General features: G+C 42.6%; 21 protein-coding genes and 1 riboswitch. Of the genes, 2 read left to right on the top strand and 19 right to left on the bottom strand.

The features are described from left to right. Nucleotide 1 precedes the first annotated feature (1 nt). The 8 genes from JX304_RS05465 to JX304_RS05435 form a co-directional block, all read right to left on the bottom strand. Nucleotides 2–256: a hypothetical protein gene (locus JX304_RS05465; RefSeq protein WP_003008329.1), complete on the bottom strand. Its 255-nt coding sequence runs from the start codon at nt 254–256 to the stop codon at nt 2–4. After that, on the bottom strand, nt 249–806 hold the full coding sequence (locus JX304_RS05460; RefSeq protein WP_205011596.1) for a class I SAM-dependent methyltransferase: 558 nt from the start codon (nt 804–806) through the stop codon (nt 249–251). The genes JX304_RS05465 and JX304_RS05460 overlap by 8 nt, the downstream gene beginning before the upstream one ends. Further along, complete coding sequence (locus JX304_RS05455) at nt 790–1,749, bottom strand: TIGR01212 family radical SAM protein (protein ID WP_205011595.1); 960 nt, start codon at nt 1,747–1,749, stop codon at nt 790–792. The genes JX304_RS05460 and JX304_RS05455 overlap by 17 nt, the downstream gene beginning before the upstream one ends. Before the next feature lie 271 nt (nt 1,750–2,020). After that, nucleotides 2,021–2,218, bottom strand: a complete 198-nt coding sequence (locus tag JX304_RS05450) for a DNA-binding protein (RefSeq protein ID WP_205011594.1) — start codon at nt 2,216–2,218, stop codon at nt 2,021–2,023. Between the two features lie 149 nt (nt 2,219–2,367). Then, nucleotides 2,368–2,499, bottom strand: coding sequence for a hypothetical protein (locus JX304_RS10885; protein WP_256263199.1), 132 nt, complete (start codon nt 2,497–2,499; stop codon nt 2,368–2,370). Nucleotides 2,500–2,611: 112 nt separating this feature from the next. Beyond that, entirely contained in the window at nt 2,612–3,262 is a 651-nt protein-coding gene (locus JX304_RS05445; RefSeq protein WP_205011593.1) for a phosphatase PAP2 family protein, read from the bottom strand. After that, a complete protein-coding gene (locus tag JX304_RS05440; protein WP_049472288.1) occupies nt 3,252–3,809 on the bottom strand; it encodes an ECF transporter S component in 558 nt (185 codons plus the stop codon). The genes JX304_RS05445 and JX304_RS05440 overlap by 11 nt, the downstream gene beginning before the upstream one ends. A gap of 217 nt (nt 3,810–4,026) precedes the next feature. Further along, nucleotides 4,027–4,260, bottom strand: a riboswitch (FMN riboswitch). 80 nt (nt 4,261–4,340) lie between these two features. Further along, a complete protein-coding gene (locus tag JX304_RS05435) occupies nt 4,341–4,883 on the bottom strand; it encodes a tRNA (cytidine(34)-2'-O)-methyltransferase (RefSeq protein WP_205011592.1) in 543 nt (180 codons plus the stop codon). A 333-nt stretch (nt 4,884–5,216) separates the two neighbouring features. Between JX304_RS05435 and trkA the strand changes: the two genes are divergently transcribed. Together trkA and JX304_RS05425 are read left to right on the top strand one after the other, a co-directional pair. Next, complete coding sequence (trkA, locus tag JX304_RS05430) at nt 5,217–6,572, top strand: Trk system potassium transporter TrkA (RefSeq protein ID WP_205011591.1); 1,356 nt, start codon at nt 5,217–5,219, stop codon at nt 6,570–6,572. A 5-nt stretch (nt 6,573–6,577) separates the two neighbouring features. Further along, the gene (locus JX304_RS05425; protein WP_205011590.1) at nt 6,578–8,017 is read left to right on the top strand and encodes a TrkH family potassium uptake protein; all 1,440 of its coding nucleotides are present in this window, start codon (nt 6,578–6,580) and stop codon (nt 8,015–8,017) included. A gap of 74 nt (nt 8,018–8,091) precedes the next feature. On the opposite strand, the gene yidD is transcribed toward JX304_RS05425, so the two are convergent. From yidD to JX304_RS05370, 11 genes are all read right to left on the bottom strand, one after another. Continuing rightward, nucleotides 8,092–8,334 (bottom strand): membrane protein insertion efficiency factor YidD, encoded by a 243-nt coding sequence (yidD, locus tag JX304_RS05420; RefSeq protein ID WP_205011589.1) that lies wholly within the window; start codon nt 8,332–8,334, stop codon nt 8,092–8,094. Next, nucleotides 8,331–9,062, bottom strand: coding sequence for a pseudouridine synthase (locus JX304_RS05415; protein ID WP_205011588.1), 732 nt, complete (start codon nt 9,060–9,062; stop codon nt 8,331–8,333). Before JX304_RS05415 ends, yidD begins: the two co-directional genes overlap by 4 nt. Beyond that, nucleotides 9,052–9,621, bottom strand: a complete 570-nt coding sequence (gene scpB / locus JX304_RS05410) for an SMC-Scp complex subunit ScpB (RefSeq protein ID WP_205011587.1) — start codon at nt 9,619–9,621, stop codon at nt 9,052–9,054. Before scpB ends, JX304_RS05415 begins: the two co-directional genes overlap by 11 nt. Further along, the gene (locus JX304_RS05405) at nt 9,605–10,324 is read right to left on the bottom strand and encodes a segregation/condensation protein A (RefSeq protein WP_205011586.1); all 720 of its coding nucleotides are present in this window, start codon (nt 10,322–10,324) and stop codon (nt 9,605–9,607) included. Before JX304_RS05405 ends, scpB begins: the two co-directional genes overlap by 17 nt. Next, entirely contained in the window at nt 10,324–11,055 is a 732-nt protein-coding gene (gene xerD, locus JX304_RS05400) for a site-specific tyrosine recombinase XerD (RefSeq protein WP_205011585.1), read from the bottom strand. The genes JX304_RS05405 and xerD overlap by 1 nt, the downstream gene beginning before the upstream one ends. Beyond that, nucleotides 11,052–11,513 (bottom strand): cyclic-di-AMP-binding protein CbpB, encoded by a 462-nt coding sequence (gene cbpB / locus JX304_RS05395; protein ID WP_205011584.1) that lies wholly within the window; start codon nt 11,511–11,513, stop codon nt 11,052–11,054. The genes xerD and cbpB overlap by 4 nt, the downstream gene beginning before the upstream one ends. Beyond that, nucleotides 11,510–12,031, bottom strand: a complete 522-nt coding sequence (locus JX304_RS05390) for a metallophosphoesterase (protein ID WP_205011583.1) — start codon at nt 12,029–12,031, stop codon at nt 11,510–11,512. Before JX304_RS05390 ends, cbpB begins: the two co-directional genes overlap by 4 nt. Then, entirely contained in the window at nt 12,007–12,984 is a 978-nt protein-coding gene (locus tag JX304_RS05385) for a nucleoside-triphosphate diphosphatase (protein ID WP_205011582.1), read from the bottom strand. The genes JX304_RS05390 and JX304_RS05385 overlap by 25 nt, the downstream gene beginning before the upstream one ends. Next, complete coding sequence (gene racE, locus JX304_RS05380) at nt 12,981–13,775, bottom strand: glutamate racemase (protein WP_205011581.1); 795 nt, start codon at nt 13,773–13,775, stop codon at nt 12,981–12,983. Before racE ends, JX304_RS05385 begins: the two co-directional genes overlap by 4 nt. A 77-nt stretch (nt 13,776–13,852) precedes the next feature. Beyond that, nucleotides 13,853–14,098 (bottom strand): YneF family protein, encoded by a 246-nt coding sequence (locus JX304_RS05375; protein ID WP_003005109.1) that lies wholly within the window; start codon nt 14,096–14,098, stop codon nt 13,853–13,855. Between the two features lie 55 nt (nt 14,099–14,153). Then, complete coding sequence (locus JX304_RS05370; protein WP_205011580.1) at nt 14,154–15,404, bottom strand: diaminopimelate decarboxylase; 1,251 nt, start codon at nt 15,402–15,404, stop codon at nt 14,154–14,156. Nucleotides 15,405–15,459 lie beyond the last annotated feature (55 nt).

Below are 15,459 nucleotides of genomic sequence, written 5' to 3'. Positions count from 1 at the left end.
CCTAACGTTCTTGGCAGCAAGTCTCAAATTGCTGTTTTAACTCCGCAATTTTTTGGTCTGTCTTGGTTACATCCTTGTGCTCAATCTTCTTTTGGCAGCGTTCCATCTCAAGCGAAACCAATTTCTTTTTTATTTTGAGCATTTTTTTGGTCATATGGGCTTCATCAAAAAAACCTGTTTCTCGCTCGTGGATGGTCGATTCGACAAAATGATGTCTCATTCCTTCAATTTTGTTCTTTAAATATTCTTTATCCATGACGGTAGCTTTCTAATTTTTCGATCATAACCAAAAACGGTGGCTGATTCACTTGATTCAGTGTCCGGTAGATGGTCGCTGTATATTCTTTTTGTGGGAGTTGGCTGACAAAGTCCAGCACTGCATCACGCTCGATGTCTCCCCCCGCATGACCGTAATAAATCATAATTGCGATACGCCCACCTTTTTCTAAGCGAGTACAGATTTTCTCCATGGCTTCAATCGTGGTAGCTGGCAGGGTAATGACTGATTTATCCGCAGCTGGTAGATAACCCAGATTGAAAATTGCTGCTTTGAGATTCGTTACATAGTAATCCACATGCTGGTGGCCATCCAAAATCAATTGGACGTTTTGAAGCCCCAACTTCTCCAGTCTTTCTTGGGTATTTACAAGGGCCTGTTCTTGAATATCAAAGGCATAGACCCGGCCTGCTAGTTGGGCTAAAAAGGCCGTATCATGTCCATTCCCCATGGTCGCATCCACCACCACATCTTCTTTGGTGATGACTTCTGCTAAAAATTGATGGGCCATTTCAAGTGGTCGAAGCATTGGCACTCTCCTTTTCTTCTAGCTTACATCCTTGGGTACTTCCACGACGACGCATTTCAGTTTCAATGGCGTTTAGGACCTCCCATTTGTTGAGGCTCCACATAGGGCCAATCAACATATCACGAGGCGCATCCCCTGTAATTCGGTGAATCACGATATGTTTAGGGATAATCTCTAGTTGGTCACAAATGACCTTGACATATTCCTCCTGGCTCATGAGTTGGAGACGCCCTTCATGGTAGTCGCGTTGCATGCGTGTATTGGTCATCAAATGCAAAAGGTGCAACTTGATCCCGTTAATCTCATTGTCCGTCACACAACGGCGAACATTTTCCACCATCATCTCGTGTGTTTCCCCCGGAAGCCCATTGATCAAATGGGAGACAATCTCAGCCTTCGGTACTTGTTTTCGAATGCGCTTGACGGTTTCAACATAGAGTTCATAACTATGAGCTCTGTTAATCAATTCAGAAGTCGCTTCATAAGTAGTCTGAAGGCCCAACTCAATCGTCACATGCATGCGCTCTGTCAACTCTGCTAGATAGGCCAAGGTCTCATCTGGTAAACAATCCGGACGCGTACCAATGTTGATTCCTACTACTCCTGGTTCATTGATGGCCTGTTCATAACGCTCTCGAATGACTTCCACTTTATCGTGGGTATTGGTGAAATTTTGAAAATAGACTAAGTACTTCTTCACATCTGGCCATTTCCGATGCATAAAATCAATCTCTTTGTAAAACTGTTCTCGAATCGGAGCTTCTGGGGCCACAATGGCATCTCCTGAACCTGAGACCGTACAAAAAGTACAGCCACCATGGGCGACTGTTCCGTCTCGATTAGGACAATCAAAGCCTGCATCAATAGGGACTTTAAAGGTCTTTTCTCCAAATAAAATTCGATAATAATCATTCAAAGTATTGTAGGATTTCATACCCTTCATTATAGCAAAATTTTAAAACGATTACTATTAGGTATCCATTAGATAAGGTTGGTTGATTCTACAATATTTTAGATACGGTCAAATAACGCTCAAATAAATAAAAACGTAGTCAATCGATTGAGGTTATAATAGATAATCTCGATAATTACTGTTATAAACACAAAAACCACTCGTTATGAGTGGTTTTTAAAATATACTGCTATCCCTTTCCATTTCTTCCACGACTGCAGAGGTCAGCATCTATCTATGCTTGGAACTCTCCGAACATTCGTTAAATATCTTTATTATTTTTCTTCTCCAACTCTTCAGCAAGGTTATACAATTTTTCTGCTGTAAGTAAGGCCATTTTATCCATACTGGTTTTCCCTTTTCTAATGTCTGCTACTGTAGACCAAGGAACGCCTGCGCCTTTGGCAATTGCGCTTGTGCTTATCTCGCTGTTTAATAACTTTTCTATTTGTTCTCTCATTTAACCATCCTCTTATTTCCATCTGTCTTTTAAAATCAGCAGAAATATAAAAAATACGATTGTGAAAATTGGTAAATATTTCATTTTATTGACCGATATGATATAATCATGGTAGGTATAAGGGGCTTTCGCCCCGACCTACCAGAGCCTTATCTGAACCGCTTTGCTTTGCGTGGCTTGCGTTCTTTTGGCTCTTTTTTTATTGCCATGATAACACTTGCGATTCCTGTTAATAAGGTTCCAGTTGCTACCATTAGTTCAGCAATCTCTGATATTTTCATATCTTCCTCCTTTCTGATTATATTATATCACGATATGCCGTGACTATTAACGCTTTTTATCAAAAAAAGAGTCGAACTCAAAACGCGAGTTCAACTCCTAGTTGGTAGATACTTATTTTTGCTTGCCTGTAAAGCGCCATTGAAACCGCAAGCGATCATACAAGGGATACTCAAACTGCAAGACAGCAAGGCCCAAAATCATACTGCCAAGAACGTCTGATGGATAGTGGACTCCGACATAAACGCGGGAAACCACAATGGTCACAATTCCCAGAACCAGCAAGCCTTGAAGACAATAGCGGGCTGTTTTATGTTTTACATGCTGGCCGATCATGAGGATCAAGCTTCCCAAAACAAGGGTAGACGCCAGTGAATGACCACTCGGGAAAGAAAAGCCCTTTTCCTCTACAAGATGAAGAATACTTGGTCTCGGTCTCTGGTAGATATTCTTTAGAAGAAGAACCAAAAGACCTGTCAATACCAGATTGCTCCCCAGAAAGAGGGCTTCGCTGTACCATTTCTTATAGGCAAAGACAGCTAGCAGAAGACCCACCCAGATGACAATGATCTTGGTATCCATGACATGGGTTACCTTGGTAAAGAAGGCTGTCAGTGGTGCAGGCAGATCGCCTCGAATAGTAGATTGAATCGCGCTATCAAAACTAGTTAATTGTTGCGGGTAAAAGCGAATCACATACCCAAGAATGACAAAAATGAGAAGGGCGAAGCTTGCCTTCGCCCAATGCTGTTGTTTATTTTTCATATTTTTTCAAAATCGGTTGCAAAAGAGTGTAGATCAATCCAAATGCGATGGCCCAAATCACTCCTTCAATCAGGTTAAACGGTGCAACCATTGCGGCTAAATAGTGGACAAGCCCTAGTGTTTTCGAAATATCATAGTTCATAAAGCGAGCATACAAAGGGATTGCATAGACATAGTTCACCAATACCATCGTGATACTCAAACTGATCGTTCCAATAATCGTAGCCAGGACAAATCGGCCATGGGTCCGTTCCTTGTTCCAAATCCATGCAAAAGCAAGGACAAAAACAAGAACTCCAATGATATTGATTGGTAATCCGATCAAGGTTTCAAGCCCCTTATTATTAAGGGCTAATTTAAGAACAGATCGGATCAAGGTTACCCAAACGGCACTTTTAAAATCCAATAGGACCAAGGCCAACAAAATGGCGATGATACTCAAATCAATTTTGAAGAAATCTATCAAGAAAGAAAATTGATAGAACATCAAAATAAAAGATAAAGCGGATAAAACAGCCACTAGGGTCAGTTTACGTGTATTTGTCATAACAGGTTCCTCCAATTTTTAAAAAATTAGAGAAGCTGGAAAGACGTCTACCCCATCATTCTACTCTAAACTATTTAAACAAAGCTTAAACTAGAAACTATTCTAGTTACTTTAGCTACTTTCCATCGAAACATGTCGCTAGTCAGTCTCAGCCACTAACGTTTTATTCCCATGCATCAGCTCTAAACAGATCAGAATAGCTGTTAGTCTATTCGTCTCTCGTCTTCTCCCATCCAGACTATACTGTCGGTTGTGGAATCACACCACATCAGCTTGCGCTCGCGGACTTCTTTTAGAGGATGGAAATGGAGATTTTCTTTTAGATGAGGCGACAAGCTCTAGGCATAACTTCTAGTTAGGCAAAGCTTGGCAACAAAGTAGAAAAGAAAAAGAACATTTCCTAGTAAAAGTCACCGCCGGTCGGGAATTACACCCTGCCCTGAAGACTTCTTAATCATAACAAAAAAAACCTGCCGTGGCAAGTTTTTGTAACTTAATAGATTACATCGTTCGTCTTTTAATTTTTCGTTCTTATTTGAGCTTGTCGTGCTCATAACGATGGCTCAACTCCAGCCCCTTAAACCCTTGCTGGCGAAGCGCTTCATAGACAATCATACAGACGGTATTAGAGACATTTAAACTCCGGACATGCTCATCATTCATCGGAATGCGAATGGCCTTCTCTTCGTGCTGGCGCATAAAATCTTCCGGTAATCCTTTATCCTCGCGTCCAAACAAGAAATAATGGGACTTCTCGTCTTGATAAGAAACGTCCGAATAAGTCTGATTTGCAAACTTAGACACCAAGTGCACCTGACCGTCACGCGCTACTTCCATAAACTCTTCTAAGCTATCATAGAAACGAACATCCAGCTTGTCCCAATAATCGAGTCCTGCTCGCTTCATCTTGCGATCATCGATCGGAAAAGCCATGGGGCGAATGATATGCAAGGGGGAATTGGTCGCCGCACAAGTCCGTGCAATATTTCCCGTATTTTGTGGAATCTGAGGTTGGAACAAGACGATGTGGTTTTGAGCCGCTGACTCTTGGTAGTCCAGTTCTTCAATATTCATACTCGATCTCTTTCTGACAAAAAAATAGCCACACTGCCCGGAGTCAAGCTCAGCAAACAGCGTGGTTACAGCTTCATTAACTTAACTCACAACAGGTTTGAGGTAAATCAACGAAGGTACTTTTTAAGTATATCACTTTTGAAGCTCCTGTCAATAGTTTTTTTAGATTTTTTTAAGAAACTATATCAAAGTTTTCGATCCCTCCTCATTCTTCTATTTTGACAATTTTCCCACTTGTTCCTTAGCTTGGTATAATTCCTCCAGAAAGTCCTTAAAATAGATGAATTTTTCTTGAAAATAGAGTATGATAGAAGCATACTCTGGAGGTAATCTATGAAAATTATTGTTGTTGGTGGAGGAAAGGTCGGAACGGCGCTTTGTCGTTCTCTCGTTGCTGAAAACCACGATGTTATTTTGATCGAAAAAGACGAATCCGTTCTCAACCATATCACCAAACGGTTTGATATCATTGGGATTTTAGGAAATGGAGCTAACTTCAAGATCTTGGAGCAAGCAGATGTTGAAGACTGCGATATCTTCATTTCCATGACCGAGTACGACGAAGTGAACATGGTTTCTGCTGTTTTGGCTAAAAAAATGGGGGCCAAAGAAACCATCGTTCGAGTGCGGAATCCAGAATATTCCAATTCCTACTTCAAGGAAAAAAATATCTTGGGCTTCTCCTTGGTTGTCAATCCGGAATTGCTGACAGCTCGTTATATTGCCAATATCATTGACTTTCCAAATGCCCTTTCTGTGGAGCATTTTGCCAATGGCCGAGTTGCCTTTATGGAATTTAAAATCAAGCCAGATAGCAATCTCTGCAATATGAGCCTATCCCAATTCCGAAAGAAATACGGAAATGTCATTGTTTGTGCGATCGAACGTGGCAACGAACTCACCATTCCAAATGGGGACTTTGTCTTGCAACCTCAAGACAAAATTTTCGTAACAGGTAATCGGATCGAGGTCGTTCTCTTTCACAACAATGTTCGCCCTCAGGTCATTAAGAGCATGATGATCATTGGTGCTGGGAAAATTGCCTACTATCTGCTCAATATTCTTCAAGATGTGCGCCGCAAGATCGATCTCAAGGTCCTAGAGGTCAATCGCGAACGGGCGGAATTCTTTAGTCAGGAATTTCCTGATCTCTATGTCGTCCATGGAGACGGAACCGCTAAAGACATTCTTTTAGAAGAGAGCGCCAATAACTTCGATGCTGTGGCTACTTTGACAGGGGTTGATGAAGAAAACATCATCACCTCCATGTTCTTGGATTCTGTCGGAGTCAAAAAGAACATTACCAAGGTCAACCGAACCAGTCTGTTGGAGATCATTGGCGATCAGGATATGACCAGTATTGTCACTCCAAAACGCATCGCTGTAGATACCATTATGCACTTTATTCGTGGACGCTACAATGCACAGTTCTCAAATCTAGAAGCTTTGCACCATGTCGCAAACGGACGAATTGAAACCTTGCAGTTCCAAATCAAGGAAGACAATAAACTAACCCAATATCCTCTCTCTGAATTGAAATTGAAAAAAGGCGTCTTGATCGCTGCCATTATTCGAGATGGTAAGGCTATTTTCCCTAATGGAGATGACCGTTTGATGGTAGGGGATCGGATTGTCGTGACCACCTTGATTCAAAATGTCACTAAAATCTACGATTTACTTGAGAGGTAAACCTGATGAATAGAAGCATGATTCGTTACCTCTTATCCAAGCTCCTCTTAATTGAGGCAGGTCTCCTGATCGTTCCCTTAGTGGTCGCAACAATGTATCAGGAACCTGCCAAGGTCTTTGTCTCTATTGGAGCAACCATGTCCATCCTCCTTGCGCTTGGCCTCCTTGGTAGTTTTCACAAACCAAAGGACTTTCACATTTATGCTAAAGAAGGAGTCCTGATTGTAGCACTCTGTTGGATCCTCTGGTCCTTCTTCGGGGCCCTTCCCTTTGTCTTTTCGGGACAAATCCCCAACATGATCGATGCCTTCTTTGAAGTTAGCTCTGGCTTTACAACAACAGGGGCAACGATATTAGATGATGTGGGTGTCCTCAGCCACTCTCTCCTCTTTTGGCGCAGTTTCACCCACTTGATTGGGGGGATGGGAGTTTTGGTCTTTGCCCTTGCGATTATGGACAATAACAAGAACAGCCACCTCGAAGTCATGAAGGCGGAAGTTCCTGGTCCAGTTTTTGGGAAAGTCGTTTCCAAATTAAAAAACACTGCTCAAATCCTCTACTTCTTGTACTTGGGCTTGTTCTTCCTTTTTGTGGTTCTTTATTTCCTTGCTGGCATGCCCCTTTATGATAGTTTTGTCATCGCCATGGGGACAGCTGGTACTGGGGGCTTTACCGTTTTTAACGATGGGATCGCCCACTACAATAGTAGTTTGATCACCTATTTGGTCAGTATCGGGGTCTTAGTCTTCGGGGTTAACTTTAACCTCTACTACTTCCTCATGATCCGAAAATTCAAGGCCTTCTTTAAAGATGAGGAATTGCGGACCTATATCACCATCGTCCTCGTGTCCAGTATCTTGATCGCTTACAATGTCCTTCATCTCTATGCCAATGTCGCAAAGAGTTTTGAAATTTCCTTCTTCCAAGTTTCCAATATCATCACTACTACCGGTTTTGGTTATGGAACGACGGAAAAATGGCCTCTCTTTTCTCAGTTCATCCTCTTGATGCTGATGGTCATCGGTGGTTCTGCTGGATCGACCGCTGGGGGGCTTAAAGTCATTCGGTGCTTGACCTTATGGCGAATCGCAAAAAATCAGGTTCTTTCAACCTTGTCTCCGAACCGCGTTCTGACCTTGCATGTCAATGATACGGTACTCGATAAGGATACACAGCATCAGATCCTCAAGTACTTTACAATATACAGTTTTATCACAATCGGCTTGCTCTTTGTAGTCAGTCTAGACAATAATAACTTCATGACGGTTGTCAGCGCTGTCTTTAGTTGTTTCAACAACATTGGACCTATGATTGGAACAGGTCAAACCTTCTCCATCTTTAGCCCCATTTCAAAATTCTTACTTTCCTTGGCCATGATTGCTGGACGTCTTGAAATCTATCCAATGATTCTTCTCTTCCTCCCTAAAACATGGTCTAAGCGCTGATGGACAACTCATATACACAGAAACACCCTTAGAAAAATAATTTCTAAGGGTGTTTCTGTATTTTTGCGACCGTCCTATTTTGATTCTTCATTTCGTCTCAGACTAAAGTGGTCTGGCAGAGGGTCTGGTCCCGCTTGGGTACCAGGATGGCATCGCAGAATCCTCGCAATCCCCATCAAGACACCTTTCACACCAAAGCGTTCAATCGCTTGGATCATATAATTGGAACAGGTCGGTTGAAAGCGACAAGAAGGCGGAAATAGGGGAGAGATCCATTTTTGATAGCATCTGACCATGGCAATCAGGATTGTTTTCATGCTTTTTTAGATTTAGTCACTGCTAGATTGTGCAGCTGGCTGATTTCTTTTTTGTTCAAGCGGCGGTATTCACCCGGACGTAATCCTGAGACATCTAGGTTTCCAAACTGGGTCCGGGAGAGTTTATCCACTAAAAGTCCCACAGCTTCAAACATCTTCTTGACCTGGTGGTTGCGCCCTTCATGAATGGTCAACTGAACCACTGAACGGTTTTTTTCGACATCCACTTTTAAGATCTCGTAAGTCGCTGGCTTGGTTTTCTTTCCATCAATGGTCACTCCTCGCGTCAAGGGACGCAAGTTTTCCTTATTGGCAATCCCTTTGACACGCGCCACATAGACCTTATCAATCTCATTACGTGGGTGAATCATCTCATCTGTAAAATCGCCATCATTGGTTAGAATCAAGACACCAGATGTATCCCAGTCCAAACGTCCTACAGGGTAGATACGCTCTGGTACTTGAGATAAAAGGTCAACGACTGTTGTCCGTCCTTTATCATCCGATACACTAGAGATGACGCCACGTGGCTTATTTAAAAGATAGTAGACCTTCTCTTCGTTATAGATTGGAGTTCCTTCAACTTCAACCTTATCCCCTGATTGAATGATGGTTGCTAGTTCTCGTACAACCTGGCCATTGACCGTCACCAAACCTTGCTTGATCAGTTCTTCGGCCTTGCGACGACTAGCCACGCCTGCATGGGCAATATATTTGTTAATTCTCATCTAGTTCCTCTGTTCTCTCTGAAAATAATTGACCTTCCTCTGGATCGATGTCCACTTCCTCAACCTTTGGCAATTCCTCCAAATGATTGATCCCCATATAATCCAAAAAAAACTCGGTCGTGACATACAAATTGGGACGCCCTAGGACTTCTTTTTTTCCATCTTCGCGAATCAGATCAAATGACAGTAGTTTGGTAATGGCACCACTGGAATTGACACCTCGAATATCATCGACCTCCACGCGGGTAATCGGTTGCTTATAAGCAATGATTGACAAGGTTTCAAGGGCAGCCCGAGACAAACTTTGGTTCATAGGAGTTCTAGAATAGTCTCGTAAAACCGAAGCGTAGTCTGCCTTTGTCACCAATTTATAACGGGAAGCTGTCTCCATCAAACACAGACTGGTATCTGTGTCCTCTTGGTATTTTTGGCTTAATTTTTCTAAACTTTGCACCACACCTGTCGGAGGTAAAGAGAGAAGGTCTGCGATTTGTCTGGCAGTAATTCCTTCTTCACCCGCTACAAATAAGAGTGCTTCAATTTCAGATAATTTGCTCATGTTCCATCCTATTTAAGTAAATTTCTCCAAAAGCCGTATCCTGTACCACTGTGACCTCTTGGATCTTGATCAATTCAAGGGTTGCAAGAAATAAGGTAATGACCTCTTGGAGATCCGCTGCTTCTAGAAACAAGTCCTGCAAGAGAACTTGTGAGCGATCGTGGAATCGGTGACGCAGCTGATCCATCAGATCTTCAATCTTGTATTCATCCTTTACAATGGTTGTATGGTTCTGGCGAAATTCTTCTTTTTTCTTGGTCAATAGTTTTGAGAAAGCCAAGAAGAGATCCACCGTGGTGCGATCATGAAGTAATTCGGTATCGTCATAAATCAATTCCATCTTCGGTTTCGAATAATAGAGGGCGCGCTCCTCGTGCTGTGAGGCCATCAACTCTCCTAATTGCTTGTAAGTACGGTACTCTTCCAATTGAGAAAGGAGATCCTGCTCGAGATCCTCTGCTTCATCCATCTCTTCTGCAACCTTAGGAAGAAGTCTTCGACTCTTGATCAAGGTTAGTTGACTAGCCATGAGCATGTATTCCCCAGCCACCTCTAGTTTCATAGCCTGGAGGGTCGCCAGATAAGCCAAATACTGTTCGATCACCTCAATCAAGGGAACCTCATAGATATCCATCTGGTATTTAGAGACCAAGTGGAGCAAAAGGTCCAAAGGCCCTTCAAAATCTTTAATTTTAATATCCATTATTTATATTTTTCTAATGTCACCATGGTTTTTAGGCCCAATTCACGCGCAATACTAAAGAGATCCACACCAAGTTCACGTTGTTTCAAAATATACTGCTCACGAATCGATTGAGCCGAAAGGTCTTGATTCCCTTTTTCGATCAAGAAGGCTTCTAATTGTCGGAATCCCCACTGACGGGAGTAGGATTTTCCTTTATTATCAAAGAGATAAACACCATCTAGGAAGAATTGCAACTCATCCAGTAAAGGTTCTGGAACTTTTAAAACCCGTTTTTGGCCATCTTTGCCCACTCGAATGACATGAAAGTCCAGCTGAATGTCTTCGACCTTGACTTGGAGGATCTCACTTGGCAACAAGCCCATCTCCAGAATCAACAAGGCCATCAAGCGTCCCTGAGGATTGGTTGATTCTTCCCAAAAATGGGTCAGATCCATCAATTCCCGATCATGGGTCTTGGCCGGTTGAATTTTAGGCAAGACCAAACGATGGTACTCAGAAATAAAGCGTTCTTGATACAAATAATATAAAAATTGGTTGACGGCGGATAATTTTCGTTTTTGAACCGCCGGTTTAAAATCTTTAATCGAAGCTTGGTAAATTCTCAAATTTGTCGGCGTCACTTTTCCATGGATCGACTCGATAAACTGGTCCAAATCATAGAAATAGGCAGACTGAGAATTTTCACTTAATTCTTTTTGATCAATAAAACTTGCAATAAATTCTTTCATTTTGGAATCATCTCGTATTCATTTGAAAAATTATGCATCAGCGAATTGATGGCTTTGAGGATCGATTTTCGCGTAATAATCCCTTGGAAATACCCTTCTTCATCCACCACCGATAAGAAGGAGTCATCCACCAACTTATGAAGGACTTCTGTCAAATTGAAGTCTAAACCGATGACCCCGACCTCCTTCTTTGCAACGTCTACGATATCCATCGAAGCAAAAGTCTCCTCAGGAATCTCGTGTTTCAATTGATAAGATAGAATATCCGTTAGGGAGATCGTCCCCACAAACTTGCGTTCATCCGTCACTACCGGAATACGACTATAGCTAATCTGGCTCAACAGCAAAACTGCATGGTCTACATTGTGGTTATCAATCAAGACCGCTAAATTCCTGGCAGGAGTTAGGAACGTCTCTTCCTGCGCCAGCAAGAAACGTTCAAATTCCTTTGCGATCATCTGCTAAACTCCTTTGTCAATTCCGGATACAATACATGGTCTCTCGTGTAGTACTCTACTTTGTATTGAGAATCATCTATCTCAATTTTAGCATAGAGACACTCTCGAATCAGACCGCGTGGCTGGCTGATCGATCCAGGATTCACAAAGAGAGTTCTTCCTTCCTTCCAAGCATCTGGGATATGAAGGTGGCCGTAAAGACAGATATCTGCTTCTTCCTCTTGGGCCCACAGATCCAATTTTTGAAAACTAAAATTGATCTGGAAGAGATGCCCATGGGTCTGGATGATTCGTGTTGGCCCTAGTTGGGTCACCAAGCGTTCTGGATAGCCATCATAAAAATCCATGTTTCCTTGGACAACGTGAATCCCTTCCCAGACAGGATCATCACTTTTTAGTTCAGAATCCCCATTGTGAAAAATACCATCGACCTGACCTAGGTATTTGTCTTTAATTGCTTCTACGATGGAACGGTCTCCATGCGAGTCACTCATTACGATGATTGTTTGCTTTGCCATGATGGAAATACCTCCAATAACTTTTTAACAGCCAATGCTCGATGAGATTGGGTATTTTTTTCTTCAAGGGTTAATTCCGCAGCAGCACGGCCAGTTTCCCCAACTAAAAAGAGAGGATCATAGCCAAAGCCGTTTTCGCCCTTAGGCTCAAAATTAATATAGCCTGGCCAATCCGCTTCTACTACTAGGCTTTCCTTTCCTGGTCTTGCGACCACCAAGGTCGTATGGAATTGGGCTGAACGATCCTTCAATTCAAAGACCATGGCCAACTCATGCAACAACTTGGCATTGTTTTCCGCATCCGTCGCACCGACTCCCGCAAAGCGAGCAGACCAGACTCCAGGTAAGCCACCTAAGACATCCACCTTCAAGCCTGAATCATCTGCCAAGACCGTTTTGCCGGTTAATTTAGCGATTGTTTCAGCCTTGAGGCGGGCATTTTCTTCAAAGGTCATCCCTGTTTCTTCCACTTCTGGAAGCTCTGGGTGTTGATTAAGGTTTTCCACTTCAAAGCCCATTTTTTCAAACATATTGCGGAATTCTTTGGTTTTTCCTTCATTACGAGTCGCAATGAGGATGGTATCTTTCACCTTATCTTGCCCTAAAAAAGCTTCTAAGTTCACACCCTCACTTGGTAGATGCACATACAGTAAGTTGCCCTTTTCTACCAAGAGCAAGGCCCCTTGACGTTGGACAATCTCAAAAGTTCTTCCCTTGACCTCATTTAAGACTTCCGTCAAAAAAGTCAGGAAACGAAAGGCTGATCCATAGCGCATCACCGATAGATTGAGAGGAAATCCTTCAGGATCCTTGGCAAAGAGAAGTTCCAGCTGGTCTAACAAAGTGGAAGCTTCTGCAGGGACTTGACTAAATTGGTTGTAGTCTGCATCTTCTCCCCATTGGGCAATATACCAATCTTGGGAATCTTTGTATTCAAATAGTTTGTCACTCATAAATTTACGTGCTCCACATTCACTGAACGTTCTAGCCATTTTTCGGCAATCGCTGCAAAGCTATTGGCATTTGCAGTTGTATAAAAGCGGTGGGTTTGCTCTAAGAGTTCACGACTCTTATTGAGCTCAAAATAGTTTAGTAAGACCGAAATATCCCGAACACACTCTGCCCCACTATCAATCAATTTAACAGATGGTCCCATCACATTTTGGATAATGGGTTTTAAGAGTGGATAATGGGTGCATCCCAAGACTAAGGTATCAACCTTTCCAACTAGTGGTTTTAGGGTTTCGTAAACCACCTTTTTTGTCACACTGGATGCCAACTCGTTGGATTCCACTAAAGGAACAAACTTGGGACAAGCTAAACTGGTGACTGTCATATCTGGTGCCAGACTTTGAATCTTCTCTTTATAAATTCCAGAAGAAACCGTCATCGGTGTCCCAATCACCCCAATTTTTTGATGGGTCGTTGATTTAATGGCTGCAGAAGCTCCAGGCAAAATCACTCCTAAAACAGGAATATCAAGTTTTTCCTTGACTTCTTCCCAAACCACTGCAGTCGCTGTATTACAAGCTAAAACAATCATCTTGACATTTTTGGTCAGAAGGAAGTTCACCATCTGCCAAGTATACTCGCGAATCTGGTCTGCTGGTCTAGGACCATAAGGTGCACGCGCTGAATCTCCAATATAGACGACATCTTCGTGAGGAAGCTGACGGAGCAATTCTCGGACAACAGTCAGGCCACCTACTCCAGAATCTAAAAAACCAATCGGTCGGTTATCCATATCTCTTCCTTCCAAAAGGAGGGACTAAGAAATTCCTCCAAGCCCCTCTCATTTATTATCGTGAGATTGCCCCACTCTTATTTTTTCTTGTTTTTCGCCATTGCTGATTTTTGTTGGTTCACAATTTGGCGATAGACTTGCTGAACTTTTGCTTCGCTTGGGCGTTGGCCGCTCGCACCTAAAAGTGTACGGACTGCTTCAACATTCAAACGTGGGTTTGATGCGAATTCTTTTTCAAATTGACGACGAAGCAAGAACATACCTGCAACCATTCCACCAAAGAAAGCCAAAATAATCAACAAAATTCCTAAAAAGAGATTCATACATTTTTCTCCGATCCATTATTTTTACATAACTATTATTATAGCAGACAATCGCTTATTTTTCAATGTCAAAGCCATAGAGAGTTGCCAGATAATCCTCTGGTTTTTCTGCCCGACGAATCAAGCGTGCTTGTCCTTTTTCTTGAAGCAAGACTTCTGCTGAACGCAGCTTGGCATTGTATTGATACCCCATCGAAAAGCCGTGAGCTCCTGTATCATGAATGACCAGGACATCTCCAATCTCCGTCACTGGGAGTTTTCGTTGTTTGGCAAATTTATCGTTGTTTTCACAAAGACTACCGACAACATCAACCACTTCTGTCGGTCCATCCGGACGGTCCATATTGGTGATATGGTGGTAGGCCCCGTACATAGCCGGTCTCAGAAGATTGACAGCTGAAGCATCAACGCCAACATAGGTACGATAGGTCTTCTTTTTATGGGTCACGGTCGTCACTAAAAGACCGTTAGAAGCCAGCATAAAGCGACCAAGTTCCGTATAGATTTTGACATGGCCCAGACCTGCAGGTTTAAGAATGGCATCAAAAACACGATGCACACCTTCGCCAATTACAGCAATATCGTTGGGACGTTGGTCCGGTTTATAGTTAATCCCAACACCACCAGAGAGGTTGATGAAGCCCAAGTGAACCCCTGTTTTTTCGACGACTTCTACTGCCAATTCAAAGAGCTGGCGCGCCAACTCAGGATAGTAATCGTTCGATACGGTATTCGAGGCCAAGAGGGCATGAATCCCGAACTCTTCCACACCCAACTCCTTTAACTCCCTAAAGGACTGGATCAATTGCTCCTTGGTCATCCCAAACTTCGCTTCTTCTGGGTTGTCCATAATATCGGTTCCCAGCTCAAATACTCCACCAGGATTGTAGCGGCAGGAAATTACCTTTGGAATGCTGGCAACTGATTTTAAGAAAGCAATATCTTCATAAGCATCTAGGTTGATGGTTGCTCCCAATTCCCGAGCGTAGACGAATTCATTGGCTGGAGTATTATTCGAAGAAAACATGATCTCTTTTCCACTAAAACCCAACTTATCCGCCATTAACAATTCAACGTAGCTGGCAGTATCGACTCCACAGCCCTCTTCTTGCAAAATTTTTAGGATCGATGGGTTCGGAGTCGCCTTGATCGCAAAGTATTCTTTAAAGCCTTTATTCCATGCAAAAGCCTTGTGAAGCGCTCGTGCTGTTTCACGAATCCCTGCTTCATCATAGAGATGAAAAGGCGTTGGAAATTCTTGGATCAACTGGTCTAATTGTTCACGGGTTACAAAGGGTGTTTTCATAAGCACTCATTTCTATTCTTTAGTCACTATTAGTATAGCACAAGTCGGAAGACAA

Source organism: Streptococcus parasanguinis (genome assembly GCF_901875555.1).
Lineage (GTDB): Bacteria > Bacillota > Bacilli > Lactobacillales > Streptococcaceae > Streptococcus > Streptococcus parasanguinis_H.
This window is presented reverse-complemented; position numbering and strand designations above follow the sequence as displayed.